Here is a 19,489-nt window from a genome sequence, read left to right on the forward strand (position 1 = left end):
CGTTACCCCTTGATGCCGTTCGCGTTTTGATTGAGCACGTCGAGCAGCGCCTTACGAAGCTGTCGGGTGACCTCTTCCGCGATGGCCTTCGAGTCTTGCTGACCGCCGTTGATGACGTTCTGGATGCTGATCGCCGGAATCTGACCTTCCGTGAGCATGCGCCCGCCCGCTTTTTGGCCGGCCTCGATACCGCCCGAGTACTGCTGCATCAGGTTCAGGCCGCGCTGCTGGTCACGAATTTCCATCTGGATCTGTCCGCGCTTAAGCGGCGGCAGCATCGGGTTCAGCAACTCTTTACGAAGCTGGTAGATGTGGTTCGATACACCCGTCTGCGCTTGTTGAAGCGCGAACTGCGCGTCACCCTTCGACACGCCGCCGCGCTGAACCTGCGACAACGGAACGCCGAGCGCTCCGGCGAGCTGTACCTGGACTTCACGGCGCTGGATTTTCGCGCGGCTTTCACCGATGCCGCGCCCACTGTTGTAACCAGACTCGTGCGCCATGACGGCCGCGCTGAACGCGTCGCGATCCTTCACCGGCATGTCGGGATCGAAGCCCTTGGACTTCAGGTATGCGAGATACTTGGGAACGTCGTTTTCGTTGCCCGGAGCGTACTTGTTGATGATCTTGCGCGGCGTGTCCAAGCCCTTCGCAAAATAGTTTTTGTCCAGGAGGGTTTTCCGCGCGGCTGCGCCCTGCTCCATTGACGGAAAGATGGCAAAGCGCCCGTCCGAGCCGATCGCGCCTTGCGACTTCGCGAAGGAGCCGTATTCGATATTGCCGGGGTTATTGTTGCGAAGGCCGCGCGCGGCCGCGCCGGGGTTAGCGGCGTTCCGGATGTCGTTCGAGGAACCCGGCAGGCCGTTCGCCTTCCCGATCTCACCGGCCCAAGCCGCCAGCATCTGGTTTTGGTCGACCGCTGCCGCGAACTTCGAGACGGACGAACTGAACAGGTCGATGATCTGCTGCCACTGACCGTCAGCGTTCGCTTGTGCCTTCGCGGCCGCGTCCTGATCTTCGGCCTGCTTCTCGGCGGTCTTGCGCGCCTTCTCTGCCGTGTCGGCTTCTTCCTTCGCTTTCTTCTTCTCGGCCTCGGTGACTTCCTTCGGCTTGGTGGCGATCTTGTTTGGGTCGATGCCGAGTGCCGCCATCTGCGCGTTGCTGCTATCGATCTGCGCTTGGCCGATGCGCGCCATCGCGCCGCCGAGAACGTGTCCGACAGTCTGGAAGAAGTTGATGACCTTGTCGGCCGCTTCGAACTTCCATTCGCTCAACGTCTCGTTCAGATCGCCCACGAACTTGTTCACGCGGTTTGCGGCTTCCTGCGCTTTCGAGTGTTCGTTGATCTGATCGGTGGTGAGCGAATCGAGCGAGTTGATCGACTTGCCGCGTGCCGCGATCGCGTTCGTGAGGTTTGGATTCCACCCGATCTGGTTGCCGATGGCGAGCGCTTCCGGCCCTTGATGCGCGTGCAGCCAGTCCGCCGCCGCGCCGAACGCGGCATTCGGCCCAAGCTCGCGAACGTTTACGCCCATCCGCAGCATCGCCAGCGACGCTTTGCCTGTCGGGTTCTTGTACGCGTCCTTCCAGAAGTTGCCGAAGCTCTCCATGCCGCCCTTGGTCATGTCGCGGTCGACACGCCCGTTCGAGAACTTCGAGACATTGCGCTGGATGGCCTCCATCGACAGCGTGCCTATGCCCGTCTTGTAGGACAGGTCTTGCATCGCGTTCATGTCGCGGATGCCTTTGGCGGCGAGCGCGACAGCCGCTGCGACACCCGCAGCCGCGACACCAGCCGCGCCCCCGACGGCACCGAGACGGCCGATGACGCGGCCCAACGTTCCTTCGAGTCCGCCGAACGAATTCGTCAGATCGTCCAGCGCGCCCTTCAATTCGTGACCGACCTTCCCCCTCAGGTTATCGCTGCCCTTGCCGACCTTACTGACCTTTTCGTTGAGTGCTTCGAGCCGCGCAATCGAGTCGCGCAGATCGACGGTGTACGCGAGCACGAATCGATCGATATCGTCACTCATGCGCTGACCTCTTTATTCTGATCGAGAATCTGCGCGAGGGGAGCGAGTAGCGCGCCCGCTTCCGCGATGAACGATGTAGCGAGTTCGGCACCAGCATATTCGAACCAGCGCGCCTTTTCCTCGGCCAGTTCCAGATCGACCTCATTGTGCGCGAGGACGGCGTGGAACACGGCTTCGACGTTCTTCCACGTTTCCAGCGCCTCGTTCACCGCCGATTCGGTGTCGAGCCGCGCGCCGTCGATCTCAGCGTGCTCCAGCACGTCCAGCGTGTACGCGAGACGCTTGCGCGCATCCGCGTTCTCCATCCGGTAGTCGACGCGGTAGCGCCGGTTGAGATCGAAGCCCGCGAAAGCTGGGAAGACATGAAGCGTCACGTCCTTCTCACCCTTGCTCGTTTTGATCTTGATCGTGTTTGCGTTCATGTCTTCCGCCCTCCTGCTTACTCGAAGTCGCCCGGACGCGTCGCGCCGGACTCGCTGATGCGCTGCTGCGGAGCGCACCAGTTCGCGTTCCGCGCATCTTCGTTCGCCGCGTCGTCAATTTCCTTCTGCCGCATGGCGATGACCGCGTCGAACTCCTCGAAGTTGGATTCGATCGGGTGCAAGTGCTGCGCCGGACGGTACTCCTTCAACAGCGGTTCGGCATCTGCCGCAGCAACCTTGGCGAGCGCGGCGAACTGTTCGACGTTCTGGGTCAGCAGCACGTCACGCAGCGCCGGATCGACAGTCGCGAGTGCTTCACCAAGCTCGATGGTGAAGGTGTTCGTGGTTTCGTACGCGTCCGCCGCGAGCGCGAGGGCTTCGGGCGTCGCGATGAAGAGGTGTCCGAACACGGCCATAAACGATTCCGCCGCGCTGTACCCGGCCGCGCGCAGCATCGCGTGCTTGCGACGGTCGACCGGCTCGAACAGAGCGCGGACGACGGAACGATTGCCGAAGTCTTCGGGCTGGAGGGGTGCGTATTCGCTGTAACGGATGCGGATTGCGTGGAGGGGGTTCGTGGTCGCGCCCATGATGGTATGTTGTCCATATGATATTTTTGAGGCCGAGCCGTTCGACCTCTGTCGGGATTCTCCCTTGCAGCTATATGTTCGCGAAACGCGTATAACACTCGCTTCTTGTATATAGCGCGAACACGCCGCGGACAACTACCCTCCCGTCCAATACATTGCCTCGGTGGAAATATGTCGCCTGTTTCATTTCCTACTGTCGGAGAATCACGTTTCGCCGGTGACAAGTTCAGAGATGCCTTTTTCGGTGTCGATGTTCGTGATGGAGTCGCGAGGTCGACTCAAAAGAAAGGTCCGGAGAGCGACGCGATGAGGGCCGCGCGGAAGCGTTGGAGCCGGTTCACTTACAGCACTATGGACGCCGAGCAGCTTACAAGCGATGCGACCGTTTCGGAGGCCGAAGGCGATGAGTGAAGACGCGGTGGTCAATGATGTCGCCTATCCGGAAGTCGAAGCCGCATGGTGCGCGGCGCGCCCTCTTCCCATAAGTCAATGAACAATGCAAGTCGACGCAGCGAAATAAACCACTTGCGTCTGTCACTACGATTTAGTCAAATGTCGTTGCTCACATGAGCACCGGCACATCCCGCACGGTCTGTCCTACAGAGAACCCCGCCACGCTTCGTTCGGTCGCGCAAAGCGACAGAACAACCTTTTTGAAGCGAAGGGCCAACCCTCAAAATTTGTAAGGAACAGACCATCATGACAACCGTCAACACCGCAAAGACCATCGCCGCTATCGTGGAAGGCCGACTTGACATCGGCATGGACCGCGACGCGCTTCTGTACGTCCTTTCGTTTGTTAATCCGAAAGCTAGAGCCGTCGCCGCGCGACAGGCCCAGCGGCACATGTTCAATCGCGGCTTCTATGCGAAGAAGAACGGCAACTGACTAGCGTTCAGACGTAGCGCGGCGGAATCGATCTGCCGCGCTTCGCTTGGCGTCGAACGGTCGCGACGGTGGAACACGTGAACACATCGATCGATTAGATACTAAGCCATCCAGCCGAAGGAGAAAGTCATGGAAGGCGATATCACACTTTTCTGTACTGCATCGATCGAGCTTCGCGAGCGGCTGCGCGCTGCTGCTGCCGAGTTGAACGTAAATCCGAGCGAATTTATGCGCCGTGCGGTGATCCATGCGATCGACGCGCGCCCCGCCGCGCTCGCGAGCCATAGTGGCATGCGTGCAAGCTGCCGACCGGCGAGACGTGAGAACGAATGACGGCCAAAAGAAAAGCCGCTGCGGCGAGCGAACCGTAGCGGCTTAAAACAACCTCACAAGAGTACCCGAACACCACCCATCCGGACAGGAACAGCGATGAGCAACACCCCAAACCATCAGGAACCGTTGTCGAGTAAATATAGTATGCCTAACGAATATGTCGACGAAAAGAGTGCGGCTGAAAAATCCGTTACGGATCAATACGTTCCGCCCACCACGCCGGACGCCACGAATCCGGTCGCGGCGATCGGGGAGGCTGTGGGGTATCGCCGGTCCAGCGCGGACGAACTGAGTGAGCTTGAAAAGGCGTTCGACGGGCTCGATAAGAAGGCTGCCAAGGTGATCGCCGAGGGCGAAGCGCGGCGGAAGCAGGCAGAAGCCGACAGGGAAGCGCGTATGGCTGCGATCCGGGAAGAGACGCGGATCGAATGGGGCGAAGTGAGTGAAGGTGACGAAAGCCGTGAAGCCAAAAAAGTCATCGCGGAGTCCGAGGAACGGCAAAAGAAGGCCGAGGCCGACAGGGAAGCGCGTATGGCCGATGCACGTGCTGCGACGCGGATCGAATGGTTTGAAGTGAGTGAAGGATTCGAACACGGAAACAAGGCTGTGGCGGAAGCTGAAGCGCGGCAGCTTGCCGCAGAGGGTGAACGTCAGCAGCGTATGGCAGGCGCGCGGCGTACTGTCGATATCGTCGAGCGCGCCCGACGGCTGGCGCCGGAAATCCAGTTCAAGGACGTCAAAAAGGTGCGTAACGGGGATATGTTCATCCCGCAGCCGCAGATGACGGACGAAAACAAGCTCTGCGTGTTAAATGCGCTGTTCTCTGACGAGCAAGAGAGGCCGCATCGCGACCACTATCGTGGCCGAATCGTCGACCACGAAGGAAACATCATTGACGACCACTATCCGGTTGTATGCTGGGTACAAGCCTTCTCAGCGGCCGGCCTCAAGGGAGTATCGCTAAGGGCAGCCCGCGAGGCAGTCAAAGAGTACGCGCTTTGCCATGAGCGCAATGACTTGATAGACCGCGTGAACCGTCACATCCCGCAATGGGACGGACAGTCACGCATGAAGAGAAAGCTAATCGACCTCTTCGAGTTGCGTGATACGCCGCTCACTCAGAACGTCGGGCAGTACTTCTGGTTGTCTCTGTACAACCGCGTGATGGTTCCTGGATCATTGGCGCCTATCGCTATTGCCCTTATCGGCGCGCAAGGTTGCGGCAAATCGCTGTTCGCCAAGAAGCTTTGCCAGATCATCACCGGCGATGACGAAGCCGATTCGGTCCAGTTGAACCTCGATGGAGATTGGATGGAGTTCTTGCGAGCCATCACCGGTAATAGCGTAATTGCGACTGTTGGTGAAATGGCAGGCTTCACGCGCGCCGACACCAACAAGATCAAAGACGTCACCACACGCGTCGCCGATCAGATGCACTACAAATTCGAGGGTACATTCACGCAACAGCGCCAGTGGATCATGATGCTGGACGGGAATAAGTATGAGCTTCAACGTGACGAGACCGGCAACAGGCGTTTCATGCCCCTCTTCTGCGGTCAACTGGAGGATGTCGGCGGACAGCCGCGCTGGCGTCATGACTTTGAAGCAATCTTTGATGATAAGGAGCGCGGCATCTGCTTTGAGGATGACGTGTGGCAAATCATGGCGGAGTGCGCCGAATGGATGAACGACAACGGCGAGAGCGGTTATGGTGCTTTTGTCCGCGAGGTCGTTCGGCAGGTGCTTGAATTCAACAAGGGCGAGATGGCCGCTGAGCGCGGGATTGTCGTGGATGGCGATATTGAGACTTATCTCGACCTAGCCCTGAGCAAGGTGAAGCTGGAGACTGTCCAGATGCGTGACGGAAGCGGTAGCACGTGCGTGCGCGTGGATCGCGTTGAACTGCTCGATGTAATTCATGGTCTGTCGAACGGCAAAGCGAAGATTCACCCGAACGGTCTCCGAAAGGCTATGGCGGCGCGCGGCGCTGATGAGGTGAAGCCCAGTGGCATACCGAAGTATCGCTTTGCTAAGCTGGCGGACCAAGCCGCGTTCGATAAGAGGCTGGCTGAGCGAAATCCTTCGATGGACGATGAGACGACGAAGGTGCAGGACGATCGGTTCTGATTCGGCCTTATTCGACGTGCGTGGGCGGCGTTGCTCGATCCGGGTGACGCCGTTTTCGTTTCTGCGGACGTTTGGCTGTGTGATTCGACATGCGCCCTCGTGCGGCGACGCTTAGATCGTCTGACGTTCCTGCTCTAAGCAGCGGCCTATATCTAAGGAATCGAACACCGAAGAGCCTACTGCCGCGTGGCTTGTACATTGGTCGGGTGAGGGCTTAGACCTTAGAGCTAGATCTACGCGCGTTTGCAACCATATATAGACGCTGTATCGCTCTACATACTTTCTCCGTCTCGATATCTAAGGTTCTAAGGTTCTAAGAAGGAGTAAGCGCTTGAAGGCAAAGGAAAATCCGCTAGAGCGATCCTTAGACCGCCCTGCGCCCTGCGGCTATCACCGCGTTCTAAGCGCGAACAATCCATCATCCTGCGCGGCAAGCCGCTTCGAACCACGAGCCGTGGACCCTTCCTCAAATGCGCATCCGCGCAGCACCCTGCGGCCATATCCGACGCACGAACACGAACGGCGCATCGGTGTGCACCTGCGACGGATCAAGCACCTTGCCGAGCTAGGGCAGTTGCAGCGACTCGATTCATGTGTTGGCGACGCGCCGGGACTCGTGCGGGACGTTCCCCGGTTTAATGCGTCGGAGCCTGCGCCGGATCGAACCCAACGGAAGCCCCGAAGAAAGCCCGCGCGACCAACCAGAACACTCCGAGACAAGTTGCCGTCGCCCCGTCGCCTATCGCCCTACCCGCTCGGCTACGAACGCCTACCCGTGGACATTGGCAGCGGCCATACTCGCGCGTAACACCGGATCACTAGAGCAAGCCCATGTCCTACGACAACGACGGTATCGCACCGCTCGAAACCTTCAAAAACGATCGCATCGAAGCGCACCACGGCGCGGCGGTGCACCGTTACATCGTCCTGCGCGTGATCGGCCACAAGGCGCTCGCGGCGCTGGCAAACGCATTCGGTCCGTCGTACGCGCACTCGCCGTACGCTCACACGATCATCGACATGATCGAGACGAGCGACTTCTACATGGGCGGCTTTGCCAGCGGCGCAGCCAAGCGCGACAAGATGGACAGTCCGTTGTGGAACGCGATGGCCGCCGCGCGCGTCCTCATCTCGATCGCGACCGACGAGTCAGCCAAGCGCACCGAACGCATCGCGGCGGCGAAGGAGCTCAACGTGCTCTACGGCATCACGATTATCGACGAGAAGGGCAACACCCGTCGCAGCGGCGTGACGCTCGACGAGTTGCTGAAGATGACGCCCAGCGCGAACGCGGACGCGCACAAGGTCCACTAAGCAGATGGCAACGACCGTCGATCGCGAGACATATCAGCGCCTGCTCGACACCCACGGGCGGCGCGTCGCGAACCGCGCAGTGCTCGAATCGACACGGCCAGAGGATCGGGAATTCGGCTGGTTCTACGAGGCGTACGGGCGCGAAGACGTATTGCCGGAGGGCGAGCGCTGCCGTACTGGGATGATCGATCGCTATGACCCGCTCGGCTATAGCAGACTTTATCCCGATCACCCGTGCGACGAGCGCAGCCCGGTATATCGCCTGACGAACGGCCTGAGCGCGCAATGGTTCGATTGGCTCGTGTCGACTCGTCAAGTCTGGGGAGAATGGGTCATCGCGTTCATCAACCTGAGCTTATGGCTGGCCGATCGCGGCGAGTCCATCGAAGCCCTCGACAGCATCGCGCGTGACGAAGGCGAAGGGAAGGCAGAAGACGGCGCGCCATTTTGCTTTTGGTACGACGGTTGGCGCGGCTGGGCTGCGTTCTCTGACGACCTTGCTGAAGACGAAATAGCAGCGTTGCGCCTCACCTTCGATTGGTTGCGCGGCATCACCCATCCGATCCAACGTCACCCCGAACCCGGCTCACCGGAAGCAGAGATGAAGTATCCATCGAAACGTCCGGAAACGGACCAGGAGGAAGCGTAATGGGGCTGTTCACCAAGGGCGCAAAGCCGAGCGCAACCGAACCGTCGACCGACGCGAAGAAGCCCGCAGGGACATTCTTCGACAGCGGTACGGCCGACGATACGCCCGGAGCGTGGAGGACCGAGCAAGCGCCCGGTATTGGCGCGGCGATCGACCCGACGATCAACGTCGACGAATCTCTCACCCTCCAAACTGAGATCACGGAGACAAGCCGCGACTACCTCGCAAAGTGCGTGCAAACAACTGCCGACGTGAAAGCGCAGCCGACCATCCGTCAGCGCATCGAGCACGCCATGCGCCCACGATCGAAGCCCGCCGAGCCTGACGGCCTGTATCAACTGTCGACGCACCGTGCGATGCGCGGCGAGTCGACCATGCCCGAAAGCAAACGGGCCGAGCTCAGAGAGGCGCAGAACGAACGCGCCCGGCGCGGCCTCATGCACCTTCGCGACTTGCTTTCCCGATGATCTCTGCGACCGGTATCAACTCCGGTCGCACTACCCCGTCGCGTACGTACAACACGATCAAAAGTCCCGTATGCGTCCCACCGGTCGCCAAACGTCCGTCGTCATTGACTTGGCCCTGCCGCGCATAGGCAGTTGTATCTTCAACGATCTGAAGAAACGCCCCGTGTCGCGTCCGTCCTCCCAATTTTCCGCTTAGAAGTGCTCCGTAGCTGTCTAAGCGGGCGGTCGCGCTCGAATATTCGCCGCCCCCATTGTCCGTTCGCCTTGTTTCCAGTAATGTCATAAGTTTGCGACTGGCATAACCAACGCCAGCGGCTCAAACCGAAAAAGGCTTCTATGTCATCGTACGCTTTTTGGAACAACAAAGGGGGAGTAGGCAAAAGCTATCTGTGCTTTGTGGCCGCGTGCGAATACGCACACCTACACCCTGACATCGATGTAGTCGTTATTGACTTGTGTCCCCAAGCTAACGTCTCAGAAACGTTGTTAGGCGGTCAGGAGAAGGGTGGCAAGGCTCTAAGAGAAATCCTTGGCGGCAACGATAGAAATAGTGTTGGCGGCTATCTGGAGCGCCGCCTGAATTCACCGTTCTACCAAATTCCCGATGCTGCAAAATATGCAACGCAGGTATCTATGTGGAACGACAAGGTTCCGAAGAATCTGCATTTGGTTTGCGGCGACAATCTGGTTGAAGTACTTGCTGAAGCAATTCGCCAAACGTCTCAGCTCTCCGTTCCAATTGACTCTTGGAAGAAAGTCATCTATTGGATTAAAGACCTCAAAGACAGTATCCGAGAGTCCAGAGAAAACGAATCAGTCTTCTTCTTTGACTGCAACCCGAGCTTTGCAGTTTACACGCAACTTGCGGTGGCAGCATCGGATTATCTAGTGGTACCGTTTACTGCCGACGAAAGCTCCCGGCGCGGCATGGAAAACATAATCGCCCTGCTATATGGGCAGGGTGACGAATATATTGCAAGCTTCGCACGCTTGAGCTTTTATAAGCGAGCAAAGGAAGAAGGAATTGACCTTCCCAAATTACATACATTTATTTCCAATCGCGTGATGCTTTTTGATGGCGAACCAAGCAAAGCCTTCAAAGCAGCCAATCTCAGCATTCGGGCCACCGTGTCAAAGTTGGCAAAGAAGCATAGAACACTTTTCGCATCTCCACAGGTCGATGTAGACGAACGCTTCGTTGAAATCCCCGACCACCATGGTGCATCTATCGTTTCATCGTTGACTGGCACACCAATGCACAAAATGAAGGCAGGCCCCAAAATGATTAACGGCGAACGCGTTCAGGTGAACCTTGAGCCACTGAAAAACTATAAAGCCGCTCTTGCAAATCTGGTTGCTCGCTTCTAAATGCCTTCGCGCGCCTTTAATAAGTACGTGGATTTGAGGGACAATGCCACGCACCTCGTGAACCATGCCGCCAAACTGCGAAAAAAGAACGAGGCAGCAGCGAAGTCAATTTTCCTTCATGCCGCTCTCGCGGCATATACAGCAGCATGGGACGCTTATATTAAGGCACTTGCAGACGACTATTTTGACGCAACAGTTAAGCCACTGGATTTATCATATAGTGCCATTCATTCGATAGCCAAAACCAGAATGATTGCCGCAAAGGAGAAACTTAACACGCCAAACAGCGAAAACTGTCGAAATTTCTGCGCCGAATATACCGGATTTGATCCATGGACTAGCTGGCCTAAAGTTGGGCGATATGCCGGCCAACCCGGCTCTTCGTTGCACGTCCGCAATCGGCTAAACGAAATATTCAAGGTCCGCCACAGTTTTGCCCACGGATTCACGATGCCAATCTATACTTGGAATCAAGATCCAACCGGAGCGGCACGCCTAACCTGTAGTGTACTGAGAAATATTGCTCAATTTTTTAGTGAGCTCGTCAAAGAAACCGATTTCGGCATGGCACTCCACATAGCAAATCAACACGGCAAACCGAGCCCATGGTAGTTGGAATTTTTATATACCTTTTAACATCAGATCAGCATATTCCTCTGTTTTTCAATCTTCATGCAAGTAAAATAGCCGCCATGAAGTGGCGGCCATAACTAACCGCTCTTACGCGACTATCACCCCATCGCACCAACCAGCTCTTCCGCCTTCAGGTGCGTATAACGCGCCAGCATCCGGATATCCTTGTGACCGCTGATCACCGCTAGTTGGATCGGGTTCATGCCCAGCCGAGCGTAACGCGTGATCGCCGTATGCCGAAGGTCGTGGAAGCGGAGGTTGTCGAGTTCGCAGCGCTTCGTCAGTCGAGCAAACAGGTGTTTGAGCGTGTCGGACGTCAGCCGCGAGAAAACGCGTTCCCCGTCCCGCTCGATTGACTCCAGCGCGGCGAGCGCCTTGGATGAAAGCGGTACGTCGCGCGGATGCCCGTTCTTCGCTTCCCGAATGCGGCAGACGCGCCGCTGCCGGTCGACATCCACCCAGCGCAGACCAATGATTTCGCCAGCCCGCATAGCCGTCGCCAACGCGAACTCGATGGCCGGTGCCAGGTGCGGATTCATGGACGCTCGCGCGGAAGTCAGCAGCACCACTTCCTCATCGTCTTCCAGAACGCGTTCACGGTGCGGCGGGCTTTTCGGCCGAGCCACCTTACAGTCCGGGATCGTGCAGCCCCACTCCGTCCGCGCCTTGTTGATCGCTGCAAACAGGAGGTTCATCTCCCGCGCGCAGGAAGATGGCTTCACCTCTTTCAGGCGATCGTCTCGCCACGCGGCCATCATTGACGGCGATAGATCAGCCAACGGCGTCTTCGAAAAACTCTGTCGCAACCAAATGTTGATCTTCAATACCTCGATCCAGCCGCCCTTGTGGTCGTTACAAACCGTATCCCGGTAACGCCGCAGAACGTCCGCGAGGGTGTTCAGGCCGTTCGGCTTCGGCTTGGCAGGTGTTGGTATTTCCCCACGGTCGAGCGCCGCCTCAGCGGCCCGCATCCACCTTTCCGCATCCCTCTTGTTCTGGAAGGTCTTCGACTGGGTCGGACAGTTCTTACGGCGAATCTTCGCCTGATATGTTACGTCCCCGTTTTTGGCAACTCGTTTGACGATGGCACCCATGACTTTGCGTCCCGTATGAGTCCCTCGGGCGCAAAAACTGGCGGAGAAGCCCGCCGCTATTGGGTCTAGCACTGCCTTCACACGGCAGGGGTCACTGGTTCGATCCCAGTACCGCCCACCAAAGAATTCGAAGGCCTGCGTCTCACGACGCAGGCCTTTTTCATTTCCGGTCTCCCCTTCCCGTCGATCGACGTCCGCACGCCTCAAACGTGCATTCGCGACATCCGCCCCTCCTCGTAATCGCCGGTAACGATTTCGTAACATCGCCCCGATATCGGCTGACTAGAATCGACCCGCAAATAACGGCCGACCGAGGCGGCGCCGGCTCCCAGTCAATACCAACAGGACGAGTGGACAGGAACACGCATCGCGTGTCCGGTTCGCACCGTTCCGACTGCCCATGACAACGTCCAACTCACATACGCTGTGGCTGACCGGCCTGAGCGGCGCCGGCAAATCCACGCTGTCGCGCGAAGTCGCCGCGCATCTGCGCATGCACGCCATCCCGGTCTGCATCCTCGACGGCGACGAATTGCGCTCGGGCGTCTCGCCCGATCTCGGCTTCCGACGCGAGGATCGCGCCGAAAACTGCCGGCGCACCGCCGAAATCGCGAAGCTGCTGAACAGCCAGGGCATCACGGCCGTCGTCGCGCTGATCTCGCCGTACGCGGCGGACCGGCAACTGGCGCGCGAGATCGTCGGCGACGAGCGCTTCGTCGAGATCTATCTGAAGACCGACATCGCGACCTGCTCCGCGCGCGATCCGAAGCGGCTCTACGCCAGCGCGATGACGGGCCAGACGCGTCAGTTCACCGGCATCTCCGATCCATACGAGGCGCCCGTATCGCCCGATCTCGTCGTCGAGACGGGCGCGATGTCGATCGCCGATTCCGTCGCGCGCATCGTCGCGTTCGACCGGCAGCGCTTCGCCTGTCTGTAGCCGCGGCCCGCACGCGGCGACGCAACCGCCGGCGGCCGACGTCACGCCGCGCCGCCGATCCGCTGCGCCGTCGCGTCGAACGCGCGCTTCGCCTTGTCGACGATCTCGTCGATCTCCTCCTTGCCGATCACGAGCGGCGGCGACAGCAGCATGCGGTCGCCGGTCGCGCGCATGATCAGGTTGCCGTTGAAGCAGAAGTCGCGGCAGATCGTGCCGATATCGACGCCTGCATCGAAGCGCGTGCGCCGCTGCCGGTCGCGCGCGAGCTGAACGCCTGCGACCAGCCCCGCGCCGGCAATCTCGCCGACGATCGGATGATCGCCGAGCGCCTCCGCCAGCCGCCGCTGGAAATACGGTCCGGTCTCCTGCTTCACGCGCGCCACGATCCCTTCGTCGCGCAGCAGCTTCAGGTTCGCGACCGCGACCGCGGCCGCCACCGGATGCCCCGAGTACGTGAGGCCGTGGTTGAATTCGCCGTTGTCGATGATCGGCCGCGCGATGCGTTCGTGGATGCCGACCGCGCCCATCGGGATATAGCCCGAAGTCAGGCCCTTGGCCATCGTGATCAGGTCCGGCTCGAAGCCGAAGTGCTGGTGCGCGAACCATTCGCCGGTGCGCCCGAACCCGCCGATCACTTCGTCGGCGACCAGCAGGATGTCGTACTTGCGGCAGATCCGTTCGATCTCCGGCCAGTACGTCGACGGCGGGAAGATCACGCCGCCCGCGCCCTGGAACGGCTCGCCGATGAACGCCGCGACGTTCTCCGCGCCGAGTTCGAGGATCTTCGCCTCGAGCTGCTGCGCACGCGCGAGGCCGAACGCCTCGGGCGTCTCGCCCGGCTGCGCCTCGCCGAAGAAATACGGCTGGTCGATATGCACGATGTTCTCGACCTTCGACGGCATCTGCTCGTGCATGTAGCCCATCCCGCCGAGCGTGCCGCCGGCGATCGTCGAGCCGTGATAGCCGTTGCGGCGCGAGATCACGTATTTCTTCTGCGGCTTGCCCTGCACGCGCCAGTACTGATGCACGACGCGCAGCACGGTGTCGTTGCCTTCCGAGCCGCTGTTGCAATAGAAGAAGTGATTGAAGCCGGCCGGCGTGACTTCCGCGAGCATCGCGGACAGCTCGATCACCGGCGGGTGCGTGGTCTTGAAGAACGTGTTGTAGAACGGCAGCTCCTGCAGCTGGCGATACGCGGCGTCGGCGAGTTCCTTGCGGCCGTAGCCGACGTTCACGCACCAGAGGCCGGCCATCCCGTCGATGATCTTGTTGCCTTCCGAGTCCCACAGGTAGACGCCGTCGGCCTTCACGATCACGCGGCTGCCCGCGCGGTTCAGCGCGCCCATGTCCGAGAACGGGTGGATGTGGTGCGCGGCGTCGAGCGCGCGGTATTCGGCGGTCGAGCGCGCGGCTTGCGTGGCGCGGGCCGCGGGCGCGGCGGGCTGGATCCAGGCAGATTCGTTGCGGTACGTCATGTTTCCTCCGTATGGCGGTCGTTGCGCGCTTACACGTGCAGCAGCAGATGGCGGCGTTCCCACGAGCTGATCACGCGGAAGAACGCTTCGTATTCGGTTTCCTTCAGCGCCAGGTACGCCTTCACGAACTTGTCGCCGAGAATGCCGGCCAGCGGCGTGCACGCGGCCATCAGCGAGATGCCCTCCTCGAGATTGCGCGGCAGCTGGTACGGCAGGTCGTAACCGTCCGATGCGATCGGCTCGGTCGGCGCGAGCTGTTGCGTGAGGCCGAGATAGCCGGCCGCGAGCGTCGCCGCGAACGCGAGGTACGGATTGCAGTCGACGCCCGGAATCCGGTTCTCGATGCGCCGCGCGACCGGGCTCGACTGCGGGATCCGGAAGCCGACCGTGCGGTTGTCGTAGCCCCACTGCACGTTGATCGGCGCGGCCATGAAGCGCGACAGCCGGCGGTACGAGTTGATGTACGGCGCGAAGATCGGCATCAGCGCCGGCGTGTACTTCTGCAGGCCCGCGAGATAGCTGTGGAACAGCGGCGATACGGCGCCGTCCTCGTCGGCGAACAGGTTGCGGCCGGTGCGTGCATCGGCGAGGCTCTGGTGGATGTGCATCGCGGAGCCCGGCTCGCCTTCCATCGGCTTGGCCATGAAGGTCGCGTACATGTTGTGGCGCAGCGCGGCCTCGCGCACCGTGCGCTTGAACAGGAACACCTGGTCGGCCAGCGACAGCGCGTCGCCATGCACGAAGTTGATCTCCATCTGCGCGGCGCCGACTTCGTGGATCAGCGTCTCGATGTCGAGGCCCTGCATTTCGCAGTACTCGTAGATGTCCTCGAACAGCGGATCGAACTCGTTGACGGCCTCGATCGAATACGACTGACGGCCGGTTTCCGCGCGCCCCGTGCGGCCGACCGGCGGACGCAGCGGCAGGTCGGGATCGGCGTTCATGTCGACCAGGTAGAACTCGAGTTCGGGCGCGACGACCGGCTTCCAGCCCTTGGCCTTGTACAGGTCGAGCACGCGGCGCAGCACGTAGCGCGGCGAGATCTCGACGGGCGAGCCGTCGAAGTGCACGCAGTCGTGGATCACCTGTGCGGTTGGATCGACGGCCCATGGAATCAGGCAGATCGTCGACGGATCGGGCACGCAGACCATGTCGGGATCGGTGACGCCGGTCAGCGTGCCGTCTTCCGGATAGTCGCCGGTGACGGTCTGCACCATCACGGCCTGCGGCAATCGCATCGATTCGCCGGATTCGAATTTGTTGCGCGGAATGATCTTGCCGCGCGCGATACCGGCCATGTCGGGAATGATCGCCTCGACCTCGGTGATGCGATGCTGACGCAGGAATTCGCTCAGTTCGGGTTGCATGATCGGCCTCTTTCAGTCGACGTCGGATGCGGACGGCGAGTCGCCGCCGGCCGCATGAATGCGATGCGTCATGCGCGCGCGGCACGCCGCGCCGAATGCCGCGAAGATGGCGCGCGACAGCGGCTGCTCCGCGTAGCGCCACTCGGGATGCCACTGCACGCCCAGCGCGAACGCGCGCGCGCCGCGCACGCTGACGGCCTCGACCAGCCCGTCGGGCGCGCTCGCCTCGACGGCGAGCCCCGCGCCGATACGCGCAATGCCCTGGTCGTGCAGCGAATTGACGGTCGCTTCGCGCGCGCCGTGCGCGATCCGCTGCAGCAGCCCGTCGGCCGCGAACTGCACGACGTGCGCGGGGCCGTACTGCCGCTCGAGCGGATCGTCCAGCCGCTCGCGATGATCGTCGAAGCCCGCGGTCGCATGCAGCCGCTGATGCAGCGTGCCGCCGTACGCGACGTTCAGCTCCTGCATGCCGCGGCAGATCGCAAGCACCGGCACGCCCGCGTCGATCGCCGCGCGGATCAGCGGCAGCGCGGTGGCGTCGCGCGCGGGATCGTGCAGCGTGTCGGGCGCGCTCGTCTCGCCGCCATAGTGATGCGGCTCGACGTTCGAATAGCTGCCGGTCAGCAGCAGCCCGTCGATCGACGCGACGATCGCATCGTCCGGCTGCCGCGCGCCGAGCGCGGGCAAGACGAACGCGAGCACGCCCGCGCCGTCGATCAGCGCGGCGAGGTATTTCTCCCCGGCCGTATGGTTCGGATGGGCGCCGCGCATGATGCGGTCGGCGGTGACGGCTACGATCGGGCGCGCCCGCATGATCGCGTCTCCGGTGACGGCGCGACGCACGGCCGCGCGCTGGACAAGGAAAGCCCGCGCCGTGCCGGCATGCACGTCACGCACCGCGTCGCGCACGCACGGACGCTCCGGCCGCCCCGGCGATGCGGCGGCAGGCGATGCGGACCGGTGTGGAAGCGGAAAGGGACGCTAGGGCAACAACGACGCGCTGCCGTCGCACCGCACCGCGCTCAATACGTGCACGGTCGCGAGGTTGAAGCGGCGCAGGCCGCGAGGACAGGCAAGGAAAAAACGAGGCTCGCGCAAACGGGCGGCACGCGTGCCGCGATCAGCATGCCGGCTCGTCCCGGCCTGACGCGGCGCGCCCGCCGACGGACTTCGGGTCCGGCGTATCGATGGGCTGGCGGCTTTCACGATCGTACTCGACTGGCTGATGAAGGCAGGACACGTGTCGCGGTCAAGCGGATACGGCGCGCGGCACGTCGGCTGGACATCACGGCACGCCCCGGCGCGGCACGGTTCGGTGCCCCCGCCGATGCGTATGTGACGACTCCCTGACATTCAGCTTATATCACCTAAAAATTGCGTCAAATTTTCAGGTACCGATCGCGGCATCGGGCAGACGAAAAAAATGGCATCGATCCAGACGAATCGATGCCGTTTTGTGCGCTGCGGTCGCACAGGCGCAAAGCGCCCGCGCGCCGCCCCGCACCGTTTCGCCGCGCCGCCGCAACGGCGCGGCGCGATGCTCAACGATGCGCGAGCGCGGTTTCGACGAGCGTCTGCAGCAGCGGCGCGACCCGCGCCGCCCGCGCTTCGTCGTAGGCGTACGGACGCGTTTCTTCCATGTAGGTGATCTGCGACAGTTCGAGTTGCACGGCCTGCACGCCGCTGGCGGGCACGCCGTAGTGGCGCGTGATGTAGCCGCCCTTGAAGCGCCCGTTCGCGACGGCCGTGTAGCCGCCGTGTTCGAGCACGCGCGCGGCAAGCGCTTCGGCGAGGCCAGGTGCGGCGCTCGCGCCGCTCGACGTGCCGAAGTTGAAGTCCGGCAGGCGGCCTTCGAAGAAGCGCGGCACATGCGAACGGATCGAATGCGCCTCCCAGACGAGCACGCGGCCGTGCTCGCGCTTCAGCCGCTCGATTTCGCGTTGCAGCGCGTCGTGATACGGCAGCCAGTAGCGATCGCGGCGGCGCATGATCTCGTCGTTGTCGGGCAGTGCGCCGGCCGGATACAGCGGCGCCTTGTCGAACGTGTCGACCGGCACGAGGCCCGTCGTGTCCTGCCCCGGATACAGGTTCTCGTTGTCGGGCGGTCGGTTCAGGTCGACGACGTAGCGCGCGTGCGACGGCACGAGGATCGACGCGCCGAGCGTCGCCGCGAACCCGTACAGGCGTTCGAGGTGCCAGTCGCAGTCGTCGACGAAGCGCGCGTCGGGCGTCATCGTCGCGGCGATGTCGTCGGGGATGTAGGTGCCTGCGTGCGGAATCGAGATCAGCAGCGGCAGCGTGCCCTGCTTCAGCGTGAATACAGCCGGTTGTTCAGTCATGTCGCATCACCGTAGAAGTCGAGCGGCGCACGCGTGCGGCGTGCGCCGGTTGCCGCGCGTCAGCGCAGCAGTTGCGCCAGCGCGGCGCGGTAATCGGCATACGCGGCGGCTTCGTCGCGATGGCGGCGGCCGCTCACGACGCGCTCGCCGCCCGTATAGACGTCGAGCACCGGCGTGTCGCCGTGCTCGGCGAACACCGCGCCCGACAGCCAGGCCGCGCTGTCGTGTTCGGCGATCGCCGGGTGGTCGGGATCGAGCACCAGCCAGTCGGCGCGGCACCCTTCGCGCAGCGCGCCGATGCGCCGCCCGCTCGCCTGCGCGCCGCCCGCGAGCGACGCATCGAACAGACGGTCCGCGACGCGGGCCTGCGTCTCGCTCGCGAGCACGTTGCGCGCGCGGTGCACGAGCCGCTGCCCGTATTCGAGCAGGCGCAGCTCCGCGCGCCAGTCGACCGATGCGTGGCTGTCGGAGCCGATGCCGATCACGCCGCCGTGCGCGAGATAGTCGACGGCCGGGAATACGCCGTCGCCGAGATTCGCCTCGGTCGTCAGGCACAGGCCGGCCACCGCGCGACGCTTCGCGAGCGCCTGCGTCTCGGCCGCGTCGATGTGCGTCGCATGCACGAGGCACCAGCGCGCATCGACGTCAAAGCGGTCGAGCAGCCACTGCACGGGACGCGCGCCGTAGGCGCGCACGCAGTCGTCGACCTCGGCCGTCTGTTCGGCGATATGGATATGCACGGGCGCATCGTCGGGCAGGCCGTCGAGCAGCACGCGCAGTCCGTTTTCCGACACCGCGCGCAGCGAATGCGGCGCGACGCCGTAGCGCAGCCCGCCATGTTCGGGCGCGGCGCGGCGCATCGCGTCGAGCAGTTCGAGCAGGCCGTCGGGCGTGTTGATGAAGCGGCGCTGGTCGTCGCGCGGCGGCTTGTTGCCGAAGCCGGCGAACTGGTACGACACGGGCAGCATCGTGATGCCGATGCCGGCCGCGCGCGCGGCACCGACGACGCGCGTGCCGAGTTCGGCGAGTTGCGGATAGCGCGAGCCGTCCTGCGCGTGATGCACGTAATGGAATTCGCAGACCGACGTGTAGCCGCACTTGAGCATCTCGACGTACAGCCAGCGTGCGATCGCCGCGAGCGCATCGGGCGTGATCTTCAGCGCGAAGCGGTACATCAGGTCACGCCAGCTCCAGAAGCTGTCGGCGGGATTCGCGCGGTATTCGGTGAGCCCCGCCATCGCGCGCTGGAAGGCATGCGAGTGCAGGTTCGGCATGCCGGGCAGCACGGGCCCGGCCGCGCGCGCGACACCTGCCGGCGCGTCGCTGTCGGGCGTCACGTCGGTCAGCGTGCCGTTCGCGTCCCAGCGCAGCAGCACGTTGCGGCGCCAGCCATCGGGCAGATACGCATGGTCCGCGAACAATATCGAATCGATCATCGTGAGTCCTTTGT

Annotated in this window: 18 protein-coding genes; 9 read left to right on the forward strand and 9 right to left on the reverse strand. The window is 62.0% G+C overall.

Going from position 1 to position 19,489, the window contains the following annotated elements:
• Nucleotides 1-2: 2 nt before the first annotated feature.
• The 3 genes from WS57_RS29540 to WS57_RS29550 are packed head-to-tail and all read right to left on the reverse strand — an operon-like array spanning nucleotide 3 to nucleotide 3,045.
• Nucleotides 3-2,033: a hypothetical protein gene (locus WS57_RS29540; protein ID WP_069245207.1), complete on the reverse strand. Its 2,031-nt coding sequence runs from the start codon at nucleotides 2,031-2,033 to the stop codon at nucleotides 3-5.
• Entirely contained in the window at nucleotides 2,030-2,455 is a 426-nt protein-coding gene (locus WS57_RS29545; protein WP_069245208.1) for a hypothetical protein, read from the reverse strand. Before WS57_RS29545 ends, WS57_RS29540 begins: the two co-directional genes overlap by 4 nt.
• A gap of 17 nt (nucleotides 2,456-2,472) precedes the next feature.
• On the reverse strand, nucleotides 2,473-3,045 hold the full coding sequence (locus WS57_RS29550) for a hypothetical protein (protein ID WP_069245209.1): 573 nt from the start codon (nucleotides 3,043-3,045) through the stop codon (nucleotides 2,473-2,475).
• 699 nt (nucleotides 3,046-3,744) lie between these two features.
• On the opposite strand from WS57_RS29550, the gene WS57_RS29555 reads away from it, so the two are divergent.
• The 8 genes from WS57_RS29555 (at nucleotide 3,745) to WS57_RS37405 (ending at nucleotide 10,803) form a co-directional block, all read left to right on the forward strand.
• Nucleotides 3,745-3,933 (forward strand): hypothetical protein, encoded by a 189-nt coding sequence (locus tag WS57_RS29555; RefSeq protein WP_069245210.1) that lies wholly within the window; start codon nucleotides 3,745-3,747, stop codon nucleotides 3,931-3,933.
• Between the two features lie 129 nt (nucleotides 3,934-4,062).
• Nucleotides 4,063-4,266: a hypothetical protein gene (locus WS57_RS37400; RefSeq protein WP_155774374.1), complete on the forward strand. Its 204-nt coding sequence runs from the start codon at nucleotides 4,063-4,065 to the stop codon at nucleotides 4,264-4,266.
• Nucleotides 4,267-4,362: 96 nt separating this feature from the next.
• Nucleotides 4,363-6,393 (forward strand): VapE domain-containing protein, encoded by a 2,031-nt coding sequence (locus WS57_RS29560; protein ID WP_081337679.1) that lies wholly within the window; start codon nucleotides 4,363-4,365, stop codon nucleotides 6,391-6,393.
• A gap of 831 nt (nucleotides 6,394-7,224) precedes the next feature.
• Entirely contained in the window at nucleotides 7,225-7,707 is a 483-nt protein-coding gene (locus tag WS57_RS29565) for a hypothetical protein (RefSeq protein ID WP_069245212.1), read from the forward strand.
• A 4-nt stretch (nucleotides 7,708-7,711) separates the two neighbouring features.
• Nucleotides 7,712-8,356, forward strand: coding sequence for a hypothetical protein (locus tag WS57_RS29570; RefSeq protein ID WP_069245213.1), 645 nt, complete (start codon nucleotides 7,712-7,714; stop codon nucleotides 8,354-8,356).
• Entirely contained in the window at nucleotides 8,356-8,823 is a 468-nt protein-coding gene (locus tag WS57_RS29575) for a hypothetical protein (protein WP_069245214.1), read from the forward strand. The genes WS57_RS29570 and WS57_RS29575 overlap by 1 nt, the downstream gene beginning before the upstream one ends.
• Before the next feature lie 336 nt (nucleotides 8,824-9,159).
• On the forward strand, nucleotides 9,160-10,191 hold the full coding sequence (locus WS57_RS36405; protein ID WP_081337680.1) for a ParA family protein: 1,032 nt from the start codon (nucleotides 9,160-9,162) through the stop codon (nucleotides 10,189-10,191).
• 57 nt (nucleotides 10,192-10,248) lie between these two features.
• Nucleotides 10,249-10,803, forward strand: coding sequence for a HEPN domain-containing protein (locus WS57_RS37405; RefSeq protein ID WP_155774375.1), 555 nt, complete (start codon nucleotides 10,249-10,251; stop codon nucleotides 10,801-10,803).
• A gap of 119 nt (nucleotides 10,804-10,922) precedes the next feature.
• On the opposite strand, the gene WS57_RS29580 is transcribed toward WS57_RS37405, so the two are convergent.
• Nucleotides 10,923-11,918, reverse strand: a complete 996-nt coding sequence (locus tag WS57_RS29580; protein ID WP_069245215.1) for a tyrosine-type recombinase/integrase — start codon at nucleotides 11,916-11,918, stop codon at nucleotides 10,923-10,925.
• Between the two features lie 400 nt (nucleotides 11,919-12,318).
• Between WS57_RS29580 and cysC the strand changes: the two genes are divergently transcribed.
• Nucleotides 12,319-12,858, forward strand: a complete 540-nt coding sequence (gene cysC, locus WS57_RS29590) for an adenylyl-sulfate kinase (RefSeq protein ID WP_009693670.1) — start codon at nucleotides 12,319-12,321, stop codon at nucleotides 12,856-12,858.
• Between the two features lie 41 nt (nucleotides 12,859-12,899).
• On the opposite strand, the gene WS57_RS29595 is transcribed toward cysC, so the two are convergent.
• The 5 genes from WS57_RS29595 to WS57_RS29615 form a co-directional block, all read right to left on the reverse strand.
• Nucleotides 12,900-14,333 carry an aspartate aminotransferase family protein gene (locus WS57_RS29595; RefSeq protein WP_069245216.1) on the reverse strand — a complete coding sequence of 478 codons (1,434 nt, stop codon included), beginning with the start codon at nucleotides 14,331-14,333 and terminating at the stop codon, nucleotides 12,900-12,902.
• 29 nt (nucleotides 14,334-14,362) lie between these two features.
• On the reverse strand, nucleotides 14,363-15,700 hold the full coding sequence (locus WS57_RS29600; protein ID WP_040127792.1) for a glutamine synthetase family protein: 1,338 nt from the start codon (nucleotides 15,698-15,700) through the stop codon (nucleotides 14,363-14,365).
• A gap of 12 nt (nucleotides 15,701-15,712) precedes the next feature.
• The gene (locus tag WS57_RS29605; RefSeq protein WP_069245501.1) at nucleotides 15,713-16,513 is read right to left on the reverse strand and encodes a gamma-glutamyl-gamma-aminobutyrate hydrolase family protein; all 801 of its coding nucleotides are present in this window, start codon (nucleotides 16,511-16,513) and stop codon (nucleotides 15,713-15,715) included.
• A 728-nt stretch (nucleotides 16,514-17,241) separates the two neighbouring features.
• Nucleotides 17,242-18,039, reverse strand: coding sequence for an N-formylglutamate deformylase (hutG, locus tag WS57_RS29610; protein WP_009694793.1), 798 nt, complete (start codon nucleotides 18,037-18,039; stop codon nucleotides 17,242-17,244).
• A 59-nt stretch (nucleotides 18,040-18,098) separates the two neighbouring features.
• Entirely contained in the window at nucleotides 18,099-19,475 is a 1,377-nt protein-coding gene (locus WS57_RS29615; RefSeq protein WP_009694792.1) for a formimidoylglutamate deiminase, read from the reverse strand.
• Nucleotides 19,476-19,489: the final 14 nt, after the last annotated feature.

The sequence above is a fragment of the Burkholderia pseudomultivorans genome (genome assembly GCF_001718415.1).
Lineage (GTDB): Bacteria > Pseudomonadota > Gammaproteobacteria > Burkholderiales > Burkholderiaceae > Burkholderia > Burkholderia pseudomultivorans_A.